This is a genomic window from Thioalkalivibrio sp. HL-Eb18, assembly GCF_000364985.1.
Taxonomy (GTDB): domain Bacteria; phylum Pseudomonadota; class Gammaproteobacteria; order Ectothiorhodospirales; family Ectothiorhodospiraceae; genus Thioalkalivibrio.
This window is the reverse complement of record NZ_KB822962.1, coordinates 243,534-259,725: the sequence shown is the minus strand read 5'-3', so window position 1 is coordinate 259,725 and position 16,192 is coordinate 243,534. Positions and strand designations below refer to the sequence as shown.

The window sequence follows — 16,192 nt, the reverse complement described above, 5'->3', positions numbered from 1 at the left end:
GATCTCGACGTCCACCTCATCCTGGACAACTACGGCACCCACAAGACCGAAAAGGTTCGGGCCTGGTTCGCTGCACGACCGCGCTACCACGTGCACTTCACGCCGACCTCGGCGTCCTGGATCAACCTGGTCGAACGCTTCTTCGCGCTCATCTCGCAGCGCTGGATCAAGCGTCAATCGCATCGCAGTACTCGCGAACTGGAAGACTCCATCCGCGAATACCTGAAGACGTACAACGATGAGCCTCGACCGTTCATCTGGCGCAAAACAGCCGATCAAATTATCGCGTCGATCGCCCGTCTAACCGATCGCCTCGATAAAAATACGAACTTTTGTTAAAGAACACTAGGGGAAGGGACGTCCTCCGGACTCGTGCAGGTGATAAACCACGCTTCGGATTCATCGCGTGGAAACAGGCGGAGACTGCGGGCGTACAAAAAAGCGTCCACATCCACATCGTGCAGATCAACGCCATACGTTTTTGCCGTTTCCGGGGCGAGGGGCTCTCCTGATTCAGCGGCCCGCGCTCGTAACGTCTTTACATTGGGTTCGGAAAAATCATCCTCCCGGATCGTCATACGAACTCGGTCACCGCGGCCGCCACCCTCCAGATTCCAGAGATGTTCCTCTTCGGGATAGAAGGGTCGCAGATCCGGCAACATGACGTAGACGCTCAGGGCGCCGACATCCACCCGGCGATTCTTGGCCTTCGGCCAGTATCCACGCGGCACATACGCGTCAATCACGAAATATCGCATCGGGATATCGAAGTGCTGGTCCGCCAGCTTGGCCCGGACTACCTCGTTTTCGAGGTTGTGCTGGCCAACACGGTCGTACGCCCATTGCGTGAGCGGGTTGTATGTGGCGCCTATCCCGACCACGACAAACGCCATGAAGCCAAGAAAGAGGATATGGCGATGCCAGGCGCCAACCGCCAGACGAAAGCTCTTCAGTTTCGGGGCATGCCGTGCGGATGCCGGCAGCGGATAGCGATACAGGAAGTACCAGGCCACCAGAATGGGGCCGATGACGTATGACAGAAGCCCGAGCTGGGCGGCGATCAGATCATGGGGCTCATCCCCCAGGAGCATCCAGCCGAAGGTCTCCAGCACGAATGGCACCGCGAGAACGGCAAGGGCGAACAGAACCCTGGCCCGAACGGGCGCCCGTGATCGCTCGGACAGGATGCCAGCCGCCGCGATCAGTGCGATCACATAGGCGATCAACCAGAGCATGGAGCGCCTCTTGCGGTTCGTGATATGTCCAACTGGAACCGCAAGGGGAGATGGCAAAAACCTCCGCGGCGACAATCGAGCGCCCGCCCGAATCCGACCCGCGCGAGCGTGGGAGCACGAAAGGTCATGGTGGCTGCAAGATCGAGGTGTGCCGGTACGGCGAATGCGCCAATCCGTGGCGAGGTCATGGACATTCCCTTTCCATGATTAAGGTTGCAGACTCTGATGCGGCTCCCAAGTCCTGTCAAGACGCCCCTGGCTTGCGAATCGGGGCTTTCCCGACTCGCAGAAGCCGCCAATAGCCCGGATCTCGAGAACAGGTATCAGCCGTTTGGTGCGGCCAGAGTCGGTCTTCAGCCGCCTACCTTTCTTTTGATTGGCTGCTTTCAATATGGCTTCATGCTGATCGCAGTATTAATGCCAGCGTTTAATATGAGACCCGGTGGCTTCCACGGGAAAGGCTGGTGTCTCTATGCAGGGAACAGACGCTTAATCACGCGCGGGCCGATATGTCCGCCAACCCTCTGGTGTCGGGCCTTCATTCCAGCACCGCTGTCACCGGCCCCCATCCGGCTGGACGGAGAGATGCAGTCGCGGCTTTCTCAGGCGGATCGCGCGCTCGGGTGACCCGACAGGAAGGCCTCGTGATTCCGCAAGGAGGAAACGTCGTGATCCATGCAAGCGTTCACGCTTGAGCCGCTTTTCCTTACCAACCCGGCGCGCCGAACGGGGAGATGCCACGCGGGCCGGCAGGGCTGGTATCCTCGCAGTCCATTGATGGCCGCCGTTTGGCGGTCCGCTGATTCGGTTCGGGCGGCGCCCGGACTGTGGATTCTGGAGGCCGCATGAGCAGTACCCACCGACCCACCGATATCCAGCTGCATCAGAAGTCGCGCATCCTGGAGCTGACGTATTCGGACGGCTCGCATTTCGAGTTGCCCTGCGAGTTCCTGCGCGTGTATTCGCCCTCGGCCGAGGTGCGCGGACACGGCAAGGGCCAGGAGGTCCTGCAGGTCGGCAAGGAGGATGTGAACATCACCGAGATCGAGCCGGTCGGCAATTATGCGGTGAAACTCGTGTTCTCCGACGGCCACGATACCGGCATCTATGACTGGGACTACCTGCACGAGCTCGGCACAGACCAGGAGCGTCTGTGGCAGGATTACCTGGATCGGCTGAAAGAAGCCGGACACGAGCGCAAGACGCACTGACAACGGCACCTCGATGAAAGAAGAACCTGGCAAGACCCACTTCGGCTACCAGACCGTACCCGAGTCCGAGAAGGCCTCGCGGGTCGGCGAGGTCTTCCATTCGGTCGCCTCGCGCTATGACGTGATGAACGACCTGATGTCGCTGGGCGTCCATCGCATCTGGAAGCGCTACACACTGGAGCGTACCGGCGTGCGCCCGGGCATGAAGATCCTGGACCTGGCCGGCGGCACCGGGGACCTGGCCGGCGCCTTTGCGCCGCGCGTCGGGCCGAAGGGGCAGATCGTGGTCTGCGACATCAACGCCTCGATGCTGGAGGCCGGGCGCGACCGCATGCTGGACGAGGGCCATGTGGGCAACCTCGACTTTGTGCAGGCGGATGCGGAGCAGTTGCCCTACCCGGACGACTACTTCGACCGCGTGACCATCGCCTTCGGCCTGCGCAACGTGACCCGCAAGGAGCGCGCGCTGGCCGAGATGCGCCGGGTGATCAAGCCGGGCGGGCGCGTGCTGGTGCTGGAGTTCTCGCAGCCGATGGCGCCGCTGCGCCCGATCTACGACATCTATTCGTTCAAGATGCTGCCGCTGATGGGCAAGCTGGTCGCCAACGATGCGGACAGCTACCGCTACCTGGCGGAGTCCATCCGCATGCACCCGGATCAGGAGACCCTGGCCGGGATGATGCGCGATGCCGGGCTGGAACGGGTCGAGTACGACAACCTGACCGGCGGCATCGTCGCCCTGCACCGCGGCACGAAGTTCTAGGGAGACACTGATCAATGTACACACTCGCGTTGGTACCCCAGGTTTTCCAAGACAAGGCGCGTCGTGCGACAGGTAGTGGTTCTACCTGTAAGCGGCACAACGCAGGATCGGGGAACCTGGGGTGCCAACCCCACAATTTAATAAGCGAAGGGGCTCGGCCGCTTTTGCGCGCGCACGGCGTTGCGGCTCCCTTGTGCAGAATGACTGCACGGCAGTCACCGCGCCTTGTTCGCACGCAAAAGCGACTCGAGCGCGAGCGTGTACATTAATCAGTGTCTCCCTTGATGGCCGAACCCTTCGCCCTGCCCAGCCCGTTCACGGCCCTGATCGAGGCCGCGCTGAACGAACACCTGGCGAGCGCGCCGGAAAAGGACCGGGCGCGCCTGGCCGGGCGTGCGATCGCTGTCGTGATCGAACCGCCGGGGATCGCACTGTCACTGATCGGGGCTGCCGACCGCCTGCAGGTGGTGGGCGGTGTCGAGGAACCGGTGGACGTGCAGCTGGCGGGCTCGCCGCTGTCGCTGGCCGCGGCGATGGCGCGTGACGATCGCTCCGGGCTGACCATCACCGGCGATGCCACCGTGCTCTCCGATCTGCAGCATGCGCTGCGCGACTCCGGGGTCGACTGGGAGGGGTTGTTCGAGCGCTTTGCCGGCGCCGGAGCGGCCGGACCCCTGCGGGACCTGCTGGATCAGGCACGCGACAGCCTGCGCCACCTCGGCCGCCGCTCCGCCGAGGACACGGCCGACTACCTGCGCGACGAACTCGAGTGGCTGCCGGCGGGCGGTGCGTTCGAGGCCTTCGCCGACGACGTCGCCGCGCTGCGCGACGATGTCGCCCGGCTGGATGCGCGACTGCGCCAGCTGGGGAGACACTCCCCAGAGGCCAACGCCTCCGCTCCTGACGACCGGCAGGCCTGATGCGCCGCGCGCTGTACCGGGGGCTGCGGCTGTGGACCATTGCGCGGGTCCTGGTGCGCTATCGCCTGGACGTCATCCTGTTCACGCTGAAGCCGCTGCGCCCGCTCAGCTTCCTGCTCTATCTCGCCCCCTGGAACTGGTTCCGCCGCACCGAGGGTACGCGCGGCGAGCGCATCCGCCGCGCGCTGGAAGACCTGGGTCCGATCTTCATCAAGTTCGGGCAGATGCTCTCGACCCGGCGCGACTTGCTGCCGGATGACATTGCGGTGGAGCTGGCCCGCCTGCAGGACCGCGTGCCCCCGTTCCCGTTCGAGCAGGCACGCGCCCTGATCGAATCGGAGCTGGAACGCCCGATCGAGATCGCCTTCGCGCGCTTCGAGGACACCCCGATCGCCTCGGCCTCCATCGCCCAGGTGCACGCGGCCACACTGCAGGACGGGCGCGAGGTGGTGGTCAAGGTCGTGCGCCCCGGCATCCTCAAGACCATCCGCGCGGATCTCGAGGTGATGCACCTGATCGCGGACCTGGCCGATCGCTACTGGTCCGAGGCCAAGCGTCTGCGCCCGCGCGAGGTGGTGGATGAGTACGAAAAGACCGTCACCGACGAGCTGGACCTGATCCGCGAGGGTGCGAACGCCGCCGCGATCCACCGCAACTTCGAGGACAGCCACCTGCTGTACATCCCGGAGATCATCTGGGACTACACCCGTCGCAGCGTGCTGGTAATGGAGCGCATTGGCGGCATCCCGGTCGCGGACATCGCCGCGCTGCGTGAACGTAACGTGGACCTGAAGCTACTGGCCGAACGCGGGGTGGAGATCTTCTTCACTCAGGTATTCCGACACAACTTCTTCCATGCCGACATGCACCCGGGCAACATCTTCGTCGATGCTACGCACCCGGACGACCCGACCTACCTGGCGGTGGACTTCGGCATCGTCGGCTCGCTGCTGGACTCCGACCAGCGCTACCTGGCGGAGAACTTCCACGCCTTCTTCAACCGCGACTACCGGCGCGTAGCCGAACTGCACGTGGAATCCGGCTGGGTGCCGAAGGATACCCGCGTGGACGAGTTCGAGGCGGCCATCCGCACCGTCTGCGAGCCCATCTTCCAGCGCCCGCTGGAGGAGATCTCCTTCGGCCAAGTCCTGCTGCGCCTGTTCCAGACCGCCCGTCGCTTCAACATGGAGGTGCAGCCGCAGCTGGTGCTGTTGCAGAAAACCCTGCTGAACATCGAGGGCCTGGGCCGCCAGCTGTATCCACAGCTGGATCTTTGGACCACCGCCAAGCCGTTCATCGAAGACTGGATGCACGAGCGCATGGGCGTGCGTGCATTCATCCGCAATGCGCAGCAGCACCTGCCTCGGTTGCTCGCCCAACTGCCCGAGATGCCCATGCACCTGGAAAAGGCCCTGACGGTGGAGGAGCAGCGCGCCGACCGCGACGCCGCCCTGCGCCAGCAGATCCGCGATCTGGAAGAGGGGCTGCGCCGCCAGAACCGCCGGCGCCACGAGGCCTGGGGGGGCGCAGGCCTGCTCGCCCTGGCCGGGCTGGCCACCCAGCTCGACGTGTCCACCTGGCTCGGACTGGCCTGGCCGGCCTGGCCACTCGGCCTGCTCGGCGCCGCCATGCTGCTGTTCGGCCTGCGCCCGGGCCCGTACCGACGCCCTGTCGACCGCAACTGACGACCGTCTATCCGCACCGCACAACCGCCGAGCCCGACTTTCGCCCGTGTATTAACGAACCCTGTTTGTTGCCCCCGGCGGGCCTCTTTACTCTCTCGGTAACGTGCAGGCCCGCGCGCCCGGGACGGCCCGCCTGCTACATGGGATACAGGGGAAAAGCATGACCAACGGGCGTCGACAACTGTTCCGGCTGGGGATCCGCCAGAAGGTCGTCCTGATCCTGCTGACAGTGCTGCTGACCGCGTTGTCGATCAGCGGCTATCTGGTGCTGCGCGATGTCGAGCGCAATGTGCTCGACGAGACCGACCGCCGCGGCGCCGAGACCGCCGACTATCTCGCCCGTTCCCTGGCCTACCCCGTGGTCGGCTATGACTACCACACCTTGCAGCTGCTGCTGGAGCAGGTCGTCGAGGCCGGCGGCGTAGTGCATGTGCGCGTCATCAGCGACCGCGGTAACACCATGGCGGAGATGCAGCATCCCCAGCGCGAGGAACTGGAACGCGTCGCGTTCGAGCGCCCCATCATGCTCGACGACCGCGACGTGGGCTACCTGGAAATGGAACTCAGCATCGAGCCCATTCTTGCGCAGCTCCAGCAGCAAAAACGCGCCCTGATCCAGCGCGAGGTCGCGGTCATCGCCCTGATCGCGGCGGCGGAATTCATCGCACTCTCGTGGATCATTATTGGGCCATTGACGCGCGTGTCACGGTCTTTGGAGTCGAACGTCGACGAAAACGGCGTGATCCTGCGCGACATTCCGGTCGGATCCCGCGACGAGATTGGCGAGCTGGCCCGTCGGTTCAACCAGATGCGTGCCCAGCTGAACACGGCCAATGAACAGCTGCGCGGCCGAGTCGAGGCAGCGGATCGCGAACTCAAGGAGGCCTATGACCAGTTACTGCGACAGCAGTCTGAACTGGAGGCCTCCAACATGGAGCTGGAACAGCTGACCCTGACAGACCCGCTGACAGGGTTGGGTAATCGGCGCGCCTTTCAGGAAGCGATCGAGAAGGACGTGGCCCTGTTCCGCCGCCACGGAGATCCCGCGAGCCTGCTGATCCTGGATCTCGACGCCTTCAAGCAGATCAACGACACCCACGGACACGAAGGGGGCGACCGGATCCTGCGGCGTTTCGCCGAGCTGTTGCAGGACCGGGTCCGCACGACCGATCTGGTCTGCCGCCTCGGCGGCGAGGAGTTCGCGGTCTTCCTGCGTCGCGCCGAACCCGAGGATGCGCTCGCCATCGCGGAGGCACTGCGCGAGGCAGTTGCGGCGATGGAGGTGGCGCTTGACGACGGCGCGCGAGCATCCATCACTGTCAGCATTGGCGTCGCCTGGCTATCGCTGGAGGACGATCTCACCACCACCCGCGCACTCTGCCGGGCGGCGGATCAGGCGATGTACGCCAGCAAGCGGCGGGGTCGCAACCGCGTGACTGATTACACCACGCTCGCCGCGGAAGATCCGCTCGGGCAAGACCAATCAGGAGACAAGGGATGAACAGGACAGGATGGCTTGGGGCATTGCTGGCGGGGCTGCTGGCCCTGCCCATGGGGGCGGCCGGCGAGATGGACGAGGAGGAAGGCGAACTGATCTTCGGCTCGGTGGCGATGGATATTCCGGCGCGCATGCTCAGCCGGCTGGAACCGGTGACGGACTATCTGTCGGCGGAACTGGGCATGGAGGTCGGCCTGCGCCTGTCGCCGAACATGCCGGACGCGATTCGCGAAGTCGCAGAGGGGCGTTCGGATATCGCCTATCTGACCCCGGTGGCCTACATCCGCGCCCGTGACCGCGGCCAGGTCGAGCCGCTGGTGCGCACCGTCACCAAGGGCGAGGAAGCCTTTCGCCTGATGCTGGTCGTGCGCGAGGACAGTCCGCTGGAGACCCCGCAGGGCCTGGTCGGGAAGCGTTTCGCATTCGGCGACGAGGCGGCGCTGCTGCAGCGGGCCACCGTGGTCAATGCCGGCGTCACCCTGGACGAACTGGGCGAGTACCACTTCCTCGGGCACTACGACAACATCGTGCGCGGGGTGATCAACGGTGACTTCGATGCCGGCATCCTGAAGGACACCACCGCGTACGAATGGGAGGGCAACGGCATCCGCATCCTGCACGAGTCGCCACTACTGCCCCCGTACGTGATCGCTGCACGTGACGGGCTGGACCCGGCGCTGCGCGAACGCATCCGCGAGGTATTGCTGGCCGCCCGCGCGGACGACCCCGCCTCGGGGCCAGCCCTGCGCGCGCTGGACGAGAGCTATGACGGGTTCGCCCCGGTCAGCGACGCCGACTACGACGTGATACGTGAACTGATCGCGCCGTTCGACTGAGGGCGAACCTGCTCCACCTTCGGCCCTGACGGCTGCAGGAGGCCAGCCCCCTGACCGATAAGGGCCTGGCCGACGCCCCATCGGTCAGGGGGCTGACCTCCTACAGGAGGGCGGTTCGGGGCGGACCGGAACGATGGGGGGGGTCAGACGTCAAGCAGCAGGCGCGCCGGATCCTCGATCGCGTCCTTGATGGCGACGAGGAAGCGGACGGCATCGGCACCGTCGACCAGACGGTGGTCGTAGGAGAGGGCGACATACATCATCGGGCGGATCACGACCTGGCCGTCCACCGCGACGGGGCGCTCCTTGATCGCGTGCATGCCGAGGATGGCGCTTTGCGGCGGGTTCACGATCGGGGTGGAAAACAGCGAGCCGAACACCCCGCCGTTGGTGATCGTGAAGGTGCCGCCGCGCAACTCGTCGATGTCCAGCTTGCCGTCACGAGCGCGCTCGGCGAAGTCGCGGATGCGCCGTTCGATCTCCGAGATGGATGCATTGCCCGTGTCGCGCAGCACCGGAACCACCAGGCCGCGCGGGGAGGAGACGGCGATGCCGATATCGCTGTAGTGGTGATAGACGATCTCCTCACCATCGAGCGCGGCATTGATGATCGGAAAGCGCTCCAGCGCGCGGCTGGCGGCGGCCACGAACAGGCCCATGAAGCCCAGCTTGATCGAGTGGCGCTTCTCGAAGGTCTCCTTGTAGCGCGCGCGCAGGTCCATCGCGGCGGACATGTCGATCTCGTTGAAAGTCGTCAGCATCGCGGTGGACTGCTTGGCCTCCAGCAGCCGCTCGGCGATCCGCGCGCGCAGCCGCGTCATCGGGACACGCTCGATACCGCCTGCCGTCGGCGCGGGCTCTCGCGCCGGGGACCGTTCGGCTTTGGGAGCGGGTGACGAGGCCTGACCCGCACTCGAGCGGGCGGCCTGCGCACGCTCGACATCCTCGCGCAGAATCCGACCATCCTCGCCCGTGCCCTCGACATCTTCGGGCTTCAGCCCGGCCTCCTGCAGCAGGCGGCGCACGGCCGGACTGGGAGTGGGCGGCGCAGAGCCCGAGGCACGATCAGGCGTGGCCTTTGCGGCGGCCTGGGCTCGGTCATCCTTCTCGGACCACGAAGACTCTGCCTTCGTGTCGGTGGACTCGCGGGGGTCCTGAGCGGGCGTCGAGGCCTCTTCTTCGGCGTCGACATCATCCGCGGCGGCCTCGTCGGCCGCGCTCAGATAGCCAATCACCGCATCCGTCTTCACCACATCGCCCTCGCTAACCTCCAGCGCGGTCAAAGTGCCGGCGGACGGAGCAGAGACCTCGAGCACGACCTTGTCGGTCTCGAGCTCGGCGATCAGTTCATCGCGCTTGACCGCGTCGCCCGCCTTCTTGTGCAGGGCGACCACGGTCGCATCGGCGACAGACTCCGGGAGTTCAGGGACCTGGATCGGGGTGGGATCGGATGCCATCTCGCTTCCTTGTGCTGTGCGTCAATATTCAGGGCGTGGGGTGCGGGGTATCGCGCGAGCTGATCGGACCGAACGCGCGTTCGAGCAGATCCTTCAACTGCGCCTTGTGAACCTCCGGGTAGCCGACCGCCGGCGCGGCGGCCGGGGGCCGCGCGACTGCGTGCAGCGTCTGACCACGCACCGTCAGCAGTGGATTGATGCGCGGCGCCAGGAATCCCAGATAGCCCTGGTTCTCCGGCTCGTCCTGCACCCAGACGAACTCCTCCGCGTGCGGGTAGCGTCCCAGCAATTCGGTAAGACGCTCTTCAGGGAACGGGTAGCACTGCTCCAGGCGCAGGATCGCGACATCCCAGTGCTGCCCCTCGGACTGGCTTGAAGCAAGGTCATAGTAGATGCGCCCGCTGGTCAGCAACACACGCTTGACGGCCTGGGGGTCCTCGATGCGTGCGTCGTCGATGACCGTCTGGTACTGACCGTGCGCCAGCGCCGCGAGATCGGAGACCGCATCCTGGTGCCGCAGCAGACTCTTAGGCGTCATCACGACGAGCGGCTTGCGGTAGGGGCGTACCATCTGCCGGCGCAGCAGATGGAAAATCTGCGCGGGTGTGGTCGGTACACAGACCTGCATGTTCTCCTGCGCCGCCAGTTGCAGGAAGCGCTCGGGCCGGGCCGAGGAATGCTCCGGACCCTGCCCCTCGTAACCATGCGGCAGCAGCAGCGTCAGCCCGCACAGACGGCCCCACTTCTGCTCGCCGGAAGAAATGAACTGGTCGATCACCACCTGCGCGCCGTTCACGAAGTCACCGAACTGCGCCTCCCAGACCACCAGGGCCTCCGGCGCGGCCGTTGAATAGCCGTACTCGAATGCGAGCACGCCTTCCTCGGACAGCAGCGAATCGATGACCAGAAAGCGCGGGTGATCCGGATCCAGCCGGCGCAGCGGCACTAGCGCCTTCCCGGTCTCCTGGTCATGCAGCACCGCGTGGCGGTGGAAGAATGTACCGCGCCCGGAGTCCTGACCGGACAGGCGAATACGGTAGCCGTCCTGGATCAGCGTGCCGTAGGCCAGCGTCTCGGCCGCGCCCCAGTCCAGCGGCTGTTCGCCTGCTGCCATCGCGCAGCGGGCGTCGAGGATTTTCTGCACACGCGGGTGGACCTGAAAACCCTCCGGCGGTGTCGATAGCTGGCCGAGCATACGCGACAGGCGCGCGCTCTCCACGCCCGTCTCCACATCCTGATCCCAGGTCTGGTTCACATAGGGCGCCCAGTTGGTTGTGGTGCCATGCCCGTCGTCGTGCAGCGACAGGGCCACTGGCTCGCCGGCATCCAGGCGGGCGCGATAGGCCTCGAACGCCTCGTCCTGGGTCTTCTCCTCGGTCAACCCGGCCTCGATTAGTGTGCGGGCATAAAGCTCGCGGGTGGTCGGCAGGTCGCGGATACGGCGGTACATGTGCGGCTGCGTGGCGGCCGGCTCGTCGGCCTCGTTATGCCCCTGGCGGCGGTAACAGACCAGGTCGATCACTACGTCCTTGCCGAAGCGCATGCGGTAGTCCAACGCGACCTGGGTGACGAATACCACAGCCTCGGGGTCGTCGCCGTTCACGTGCAGGATCGGCGCATTCACCATCTTGGCGACGTCGGTCGCGTAATGTGTCGAACGTGCGTCCTTCAGGGTCGATGTGGTAAATCCGATCTGGTTGTTCACCACCACGTGCACCGTGCCCTTGGTGGAGAAGCCCCGGGTCTGGGACATGTTCAGGGTTTCCATGACCACGCCCTGTCCGGCGAAGGCGGCATCGCCATGGATCACCACGGGCATCACCCGACTGCCCTTGCGGTCGCCGATGCGCACCTGGCGGGCGCGCACCGATCCCTCTACCACGGGCGTCACGATCTCCAGATGCGAGGGGTTGAACGCCAGCGCCAGATGGATCGGGCCGCCAGGCGTCTCGACATTCGAGGAGAAGCCCATGTGGTACTTGACGTCCCCGGTACCCCGGTCGTCGCGCGGGCGGCCCTCGAACTCGCCGGCCAGATCCGCAGGGGCCTTGCCGAACAGGTTGACCAGCACATTCAGGCGCCCACGATGCGCCATGCCCAGGACGACCTCCTGCAGCCCGCGCGCACCACCGCGCTGGACCAGCGCATTCAGCAGCGGGATCAGGCTCTCCGCCCCTTCCAGGGAGAAGCGCTTCTGTCCGACATAGCGCCGATGCAGATAGCGCTCCAGCCCCTCGGCCGCCGTCAGGCGTTCGAGGATGGCCAGCCGCGTCTCGTCGCCGAAGCCGAAGTGCCCATGAACCGACTCCAGCCGCTCCTGCAACCAGCGCTTCTCCTCGGTCGCCGCGATGTGCATGTACTCGGCGCCGATACTCGCGCAGTAGGTCTCGCGCAGGACCCGCTCGATCGTGTCCAGGGAGACCGGGCCCTCGATGAACAGGGAACCCGGGTCAAACAGGATCTCCGGGCCCACGCGGTCCAGGCCGTGATACTCCCGGCTCAGCTCCACCGGCGGCTCGGGGGCCTCGCGCTCCAGCGGATCCAGCCGCGCCCCGAAGTGGCCCAGGTAGCGATAGGAGTTGATGAACTGCAGCACCCGGATCTGCAACTGCTCATGGGCCAGATCCGGACGATCGCTGGAACGCCGACGGCGCTCTCGACGCGGCGCGCTCTCCAGCGAGCGGAAGTAGTCGGCCCAGGCTGGCGGAACCGACTCCGGGTCCTCGCGGTAGCGTTCCAGCAGGGTCTCAGCGAAAAGCAGGTTGTCCGGGTGTAGCTCCTGTCCGGAGACCGGCGTATCCAGCCGGTGCAGCGAGGGCATGTCATTCATTCGCGATGTTCCGATTGCTCGTGCGCGGTGTTACTACTTGGGACTCGTCTCGGCGGCGAGGTTCCCCGCGCAGGGCCGATGACGGTTGTGACCGAGAGTAGCGCGTTTGCGCGGCGGAAGGCACACGTCCCGCGTGCACAACGTGCGATTCCGGCCGGGTTTCCCTACCATTCGCGCATGGATGTCTCCCCCCTGCTCGATTCCCTGAACCCGGCCCAGCGCGAGGCCGTGGCCGCCCCTCCACAGCCGCTGCTGGTGCTGGCCGGCGCCGGCTCCGGCAAGACCCGCGTGCTGGTACACCGCATCGCCTGGCTGATCGGTGTCGAGGGCGTGGCCCCGCACAGCCTGCTGGCGGTCACCTTCACCAACAAGGCGGCGGCCGAGATGCGCGGGCGCATCGAGGCGCTGCTGGGCCACCCGGCGACCGGATTGTGGGTCGGTACGTTCCACGGGCTGGCCCACCGCCTGCTGCGCCAGCACTGGCAGGACGCGCGGCTGCCGCAGGGCTTCCAGATTCTCGACTCCGACGACCAGCTGCGCATGGTCAAACGTGTGCTGCGCGGCCTGGAACTGGACGAGGCGCGCTGGCCACCGAAGCAGGCGCAGTGGTACATCAACGCGCGCAAGGACGAGGGCGCCCGCCCGGAGCACCTTCCGGATACCGGTGACCCGGTCGCGCGCCAGTGGGTGCGCATCTACACCACCTACCAGCAGGCCTGCGAGCGTGCCGGCGTGGTGGACTTCGCCGAGCTGATGCTGCGCTCGCTGGAGCTGCTGCGCGACAACAAGGCGCTGCTGGAGCACTACCGCACGCGCTTTCGCCATGTGCTGGTCGACGAGTTCCAGGACACCAACGACATCCAGTACGCCTGGCTGCGCCTGCTGGCCGGCGACAGCCCGGTGTTCGCGGTGGGTGACGACGATCAGTCCATCTACGGCTGGCGCGGCGCGAAGATCGAGAACATCCAGCATTTCCAGCAGGACTACCCGGGCACCCAGGTCGTACGCCTGGAGCAGAACTACCGCTCCAGCGCCAACATCCTGAACGCGGCCAACGCCCTGATCCGGCACAACGCCGGGCGCCTCGGCAAGGAGCTCTGGACCGAGGACAAGGAGGGAGCACCGGTCCGCCTGTACACCGCGCTGAACGAGCAGGAAGAGGCACGCTTCATCGCCGAGACCATCGCCCGCCACGTGGACGAGGGCGGGCTGTACCGCGAGTGCGCGGTGCTCTATCGCTCCAATGCCCAGTCGCGCGTGCTGGAAGAGACCTTCATCGGCCGGCGCATGCCCTACCGCGTCTATGGCGGCCTGCGCTTCTTCGAGCGCCAGGAAATCCGCGACGCCCTGGCCTACCTGCGCCTGGCCGGCAACGGCGACGACGACGCCGCCTTCCTGCGCGTGGTCAATCAACCGCCGCGCGGGATCGGCGAAAAGACCCTGGAGGGCCTGCGCCAAGCGGCCCAGGCGGCGGACACCAGCCTGCTACAGGCCGCCACCCACGCGGTGGATGTCGATGCCCTCCCCGGGCGCGCGCGCAACGCCGTCGCCGGCTTCGTGCAACTGATCCGCACCCTGCAGCAGGAGCTGCCGCGCCAGCCGCTGGCGGACCAGGTGGAGCAGGCAATCGAGCGAGCGCAGCTGCGCGAGCACTACAAGAAGGAGAAGGGCGAGCGCGGCGAGGCGCGCCTGGAGAACCTGGACGAGCTGGTGGGTGCGGCGCGCGCCTTCGACATGGATTCCACCGCCGAGAGCGAGGAGGGCGAGGGCAATCGCCTGACCGAATTCCTCGCCCACGCGGCGCTGGAGGCCGGCGAGGGCGCGGCCGATCCGCATGAAGACGCGGTACAGATGATGACCCTGCACTCGGCCAAGGGCCTGGAGTTCCCGCTGGTATTCCTCACCGGCATGGAGGAGGGCCTGTTCCCCAATGCGCGTTCGCTGGAAGAGCCGGGGCGGCTCGAGGAGGAACGCCGCCTGGCCTACGTCGGCATGACCCGCGCCGAGAAGGAGCTGTACCTGATCCACGCCGAGACGCGGCGGCTGTACGGGCGCGAGTCCTACAACGTCGCCTCGCGCTTCATCAACGAGATCCCGGAGGACGCGCTGGAGGTGCTGCGCCCGCAGGCCTCGCCCTACGGCGCCGGGCGTTTCGCGGCAGCCCGGCAGAAGACGGCGGGCTTCGGGTCCATGGATGTGCAGGCCGCCGAGGCCTCCGCGGCGGGCCTGGCGATCGGCGCGCGCGTGCATCACGCGAAATTCGGCGAGGGGCTGGTCACCCAGTTCGAGGGGGCCGGCAACTCGGCCCGGGTCCAGGTGAACTTCGCCCACGCCGGTTCCAAGTGGCTGGTGCTCGGCTTCGCCAAACTGGAAGTTCTGAGTTAGGCGAAATTCCCCTTTGTTGCACCACGGAGGGCACAGAGAAGGCGTGGGATCGATCCGAAGGGCAGTCATTGCGAGCGCAGCGCGGCAATCTTTTGGGTAACACTGGAGGGAATCCCACCCCGATCGCCACGTCGCTTCGCTTCTCGCGATGACGGACTCATCAACAACAAGATGCGATTCGCTCCATTCATCACATCCTGCCCCTCTTCGCTCGGTTTCTCCGTGCCCTCCGTGGTGCAATCGCACTCGACCTCCTTCGTGCGCTTCGCGGTGGCACAAAAAAGCCCCGCCGAGGCGGGGCTTCAGATGGAGCACGCGAAGGGCCGTTACTCGATCTTGATGTAGGCAAAGCCCTTCTCGTTTTGCAGCTCGGCGATGCGCACCACGCCCGAAGGCACGAACTCGACGTGATCATAGACCTCGTCCTGGTCCAGGCCGATCTGCGAACGGGTGATCTCGCACAGCTCCAGCTTGACGCCATGGGTGCTGGCAAGGCTCATCAGGCGACCACGCAGGGTATCGCGCTCTTCCTTGAGTTCCTCGTCGGCCTCGAACGGGGTATCGGCGAGATCGTCATCGGTCAGGAAACGGATGCCGTGGGCCACAAACACGATGCGCACGTCCACGTCCATGAACTCGTCCTGGTAGTACGTCATCATGTTGTTGATGCTGGTCAGCATCGCGGAGAAGCGGCGGGGATCAGCGAAATCGGCGTGATACACCACCTTGGCCTCGGGCTCCATGGCCTCGGCGCGAGGCGTGAACGCCAGCGCGGCGAGCAGCAGCCCCGTCAGCATCAGGGCCATCGCAAAACCGGGCAGGCGTGCCATACGAACGGCGCGGGAGAGCGGAAACATCGTGGTTCTCCTTGTGGTGTGGTCTTGTCTTATACAGTAGACGTTGCGGCCCGGCTACACCATCCATAACGGACGCACCACGGTTGACGCCGCCCCGGGCTCCGGGTATGCTCTGCCGCCTTTCAGAACCTAGCGCATCAACGCGAGGGAAGTACTTTGGCGAATATTGCTTCTGCCCGTAAGCGGGCCCGTCAGGCGGTCAAGAATCGCGCTCACAACATGGCGCTGCGCTCCCGTTTCCGCACGGCCATGAAGGCTGTGCTGAAGCCACTGCAACAGGGCGATGCCCAGGCAGCCAGCGAGGCCTACAAGAAGGCCGTGCCGGTCATCGACGCGACCGTGAGCAAGGGGCTGATCCACCGGAACAAGGCGGCGCGCCACAAGAGCCGCCTGAACGCCCGCATCCGCGACCTGGCCCAGGGCTAAATGCCCCGGCCGTTCGGGGCCCGGCCCCGAACGGGATTGCCTGCCAAGCCGCGCCCGGACATGATCCGGGCGCGGTTTTTTGCGTAGCT

At 65.8% G+C, this 16,192-nt stretch carries 13 protein-coding genes; 9 read left to right on the top strand and 4 right to left on the bottom strand.

Translation table 11 applies throughout. From position 1 onward, the window contains the following. The coding region (locus F813_RS0103940) for an IS630 family transposase (protein ID WP_017925650.1) at positions 1 to 339 on the top strand (339 nt) is incomplete at its 5' end. Here the strand turns inward: F813_RS0103940 and F813_RS0103935 are convergent. After that, the gene (locus tag F813_RS0103935; protein ID WP_012981521.1) at positions 336 to 1,235 is read right to left on the bottom strand and encodes a hypothetical protein; all 900 of its coding nucleotides are present in this window, start codon (positions 1,233 to 1,235) and stop codon (positions 336 to 338) included. The genes F813_RS0103940 and F813_RS0103935 overlap by 4 nt on opposite strands. A gap of 845 nt (positions 1,236 to 2,080) precedes the next feature. Here F813_RS0103935 and F813_RS0103930 point away from each other — a divergent pair. From F813_RS0103930 to F813_RS0103905, 6 genes are all read left to right on the top strand, one after another. Next, a complete protein-coding gene (locus tag F813_RS0103930; protein ID WP_012981520.1) occupies positions 2,081 to 2,446 on the top strand; it encodes a gamma-butyrobetaine hydroxylase-like domain-containing protein in 366 nt (121 codons plus the stop codon). Positions 2,447 to 2,459: 13 nt separating this feature from the next. Continuing rightward, entirely contained in the window at positions 2,460 to 3,209 is a 750-nt protein-coding gene (ubiE, locus tag F813_RS0103925; RefSeq protein ID WP_012981519.1) for a bifunctional demethylmenaquinone methyltransferase/2-methoxy-6-polyprenyl-1,4-benzoquinol methylase UbiE, read from the top strand. A gap of 284 nt (positions 3,210 to 3,493) precedes the next feature. Then, a complete protein-coding gene (locus F813_RS0103920; protein WP_012981518.1) occupies positions 3,494 to 4,129 on the top strand; it encodes an SCP2 domain-containing protein in 636 nt (211 codons plus the stop codon). After that, positions 4,129 to 5,814 carry a ubiquinone biosynthesis regulatory protein kinase UbiB gene (gene ubiB, locus F813_RS0103915; protein WP_012981517.1) on the top strand — a complete coding sequence of 562 codons (1,686 nt, stop codon included), beginning with the start codon at positions 4,129 to 4,131 and terminating at the stop codon, positions 5,812 to 5,814. Before F813_RS0103920 ends, ubiB begins: the two co-directional genes overlap by 1 nt. Positions 5,815 to 5,974: 160 nt before the next feature. Next, positions 5,975 to 7,315: a diguanylate cyclase gene (locus F813_RS0103910; protein WP_012981516.1), complete on the top strand. Its 1,341-nt coding sequence runs from the start codon at positions 5,975 to 5,977 to the stop codon at positions 7,313 to 7,315. Beyond that, positions 7,312 to 8,148 carry a PhnD/SsuA/transferrin family substrate-binding protein gene (locus tag F813_RS0103905; RefSeq protein ID WP_012981515.1) on the top strand — a complete coding sequence of 279 codons (837 nt, stop codon included), beginning with the start codon at positions 7,312 to 7,314 and terminating at the stop codon, positions 8,146 to 8,148. Before F813_RS0103910 ends, F813_RS0103905 begins: the two co-directional genes overlap by 4 nt. 143 nt (positions 8,149 to 8,291) lie before the next feature. Here the strand turns inward: F813_RS0103905 and odhB are convergent, their stop codons facing one another. After that, the gene (gene odhB / locus F813_RS0103900) at positions 8,292 to 9,605 is read right to left on the bottom strand and encodes a 2-oxoglutarate dehydrogenase complex dihydrolipoyllysine-residue succinyltransferase (protein ID WP_012981514.1); all 1,314 of its coding nucleotides are present in this window, start codon (positions 9,603 to 9,605) and stop codon (positions 8,292 to 8,294) included. Between the two features lie 28 nt (positions 9,606 to 9,633). Then, a complete protein-coding gene (locus F813_RS0103895; RefSeq protein WP_017925648.1) occupies positions 9,634 to 12,435 on the bottom strand; it encodes a 2-oxoglutarate dehydrogenase E1 component in 2,802 nt (933 codons plus the stop codon). A 177-nt stretch (positions 12,436 to 12,612) separates the two neighbouring features. Here F813_RS0103895 and uvrD point away from each other — a divergent pair, with 177 nt between their 5' ends. Next, positions 12,613 to 14,820: a DNA helicase II gene (uvrD, locus tag F813_RS0103890; RefSeq protein WP_026148131.1), complete on the top strand. Its 2,208-nt coding sequence runs from the start codon at positions 12,613 to 12,615 to the stop codon at positions 14,818 to 14,820. A 326-nt stretch (positions 14,821 to 15,146) separates the two neighbouring features. Here uvrD and F813_RS0103885 read toward each other — a convergent pair whose 3' ends face one another. Then, positions 15,147 to 15,677, bottom strand: a complete 531-nt coding sequence (locus tag F813_RS0103885) for a DsrE family protein (RefSeq protein ID WP_017925646.1) — start codon at positions 15,675 to 15,677, stop codon at positions 15,147 to 15,149. Between the two features lie 156 nt (positions 15,678 to 15,833). Here F813_RS0103885 and rpsT point away from each other — a divergent pair, with 156 nt between their 5' ends. Further along, positions 15,834 to 16,103 (top strand): 30S ribosomal protein S20, encoded by a 270-nt coding sequence (gene rpsT / locus F813_RS0103880; RefSeq protein WP_012981510.1) that lies wholly within the window; start codon positions 15,834 to 15,836, stop codon positions 16,101 to 16,103. Positions 16,104 to 16,192 lie beyond the last annotated feature (89 nt).

Coding starts and splice junctions, on each gene's coding strand:
- F813_RS0103935 (WP_012981521.1), bottom strand. CDS start 1,235: ATGCTCTGGTTGATCGCCTATGTGATCGCACTGATCGCGGCGGCTGGC.
- F813_RS0103930 (WP_012981520.1), top strand. CDS start 2,081: ATGAGCAGTACCCACCGACCCACCGATATCCAGCTGCATCAGAAGTCG.
- ubiE (WP_012981519.1), top strand. CDS start 2,460: ATGAAAGAAGAACCTGGCAAGACCCACTTCGGCTACCAGACCGTACCC.
- F813_RS0103920 (WP_012981518.1), top strand. CDS start 3,494: ATGGCCGAACCCTTCGCCCTGCCCAGCCCGTTCACGGCCCTGATCGAG.
- ubiB (WP_012981517.1), top strand. CDS start 4,129: ATGCGCCGCGCGCTGTACCGGGGGCTGCGGCTGTGGACCATTGCGCGG.
- F813_RS0103910 (WP_012981516.1), top strand. CDS start 5,975: ATGACCAACGGGCGTCGACAACTGTTCCGGCTGGGGATCCGCCAGAAG.
- F813_RS0103905 (WP_012981515.1), top strand. CDS start 7,312: ATGAACAGGACAGGATGGCTTGGGGCATTGCTGGCGGGGCTGCTGGCC.
- odhB (WP_012981514.1), bottom strand. CDS start 9,605: ATGGCATCCGATCCCACCCCGATCCAGGTCCCTGAACTCCCGGAGTCT.
- F813_RS0103895 (WP_017925648.1), bottom strand. CDS start 12,435: ATGAATGACATGCCCTCGCTGCACCGGCTGGATACGCCGGTCTCCGGA.
- uvrD (WP_026148131.1), top strand. CDS start 12,613: ATGGATGTCTCCCCCCTGCTCGATTCCCTGAACCCGGCCCAGCGCGAG.
- F813_RS0103885 (WP_017925646.1), bottom strand. CDS start 15,677: ATGTTTCCGCTCTCCCGCGCCGTTCGTATGGCACGCCTGCCCGGTTTT.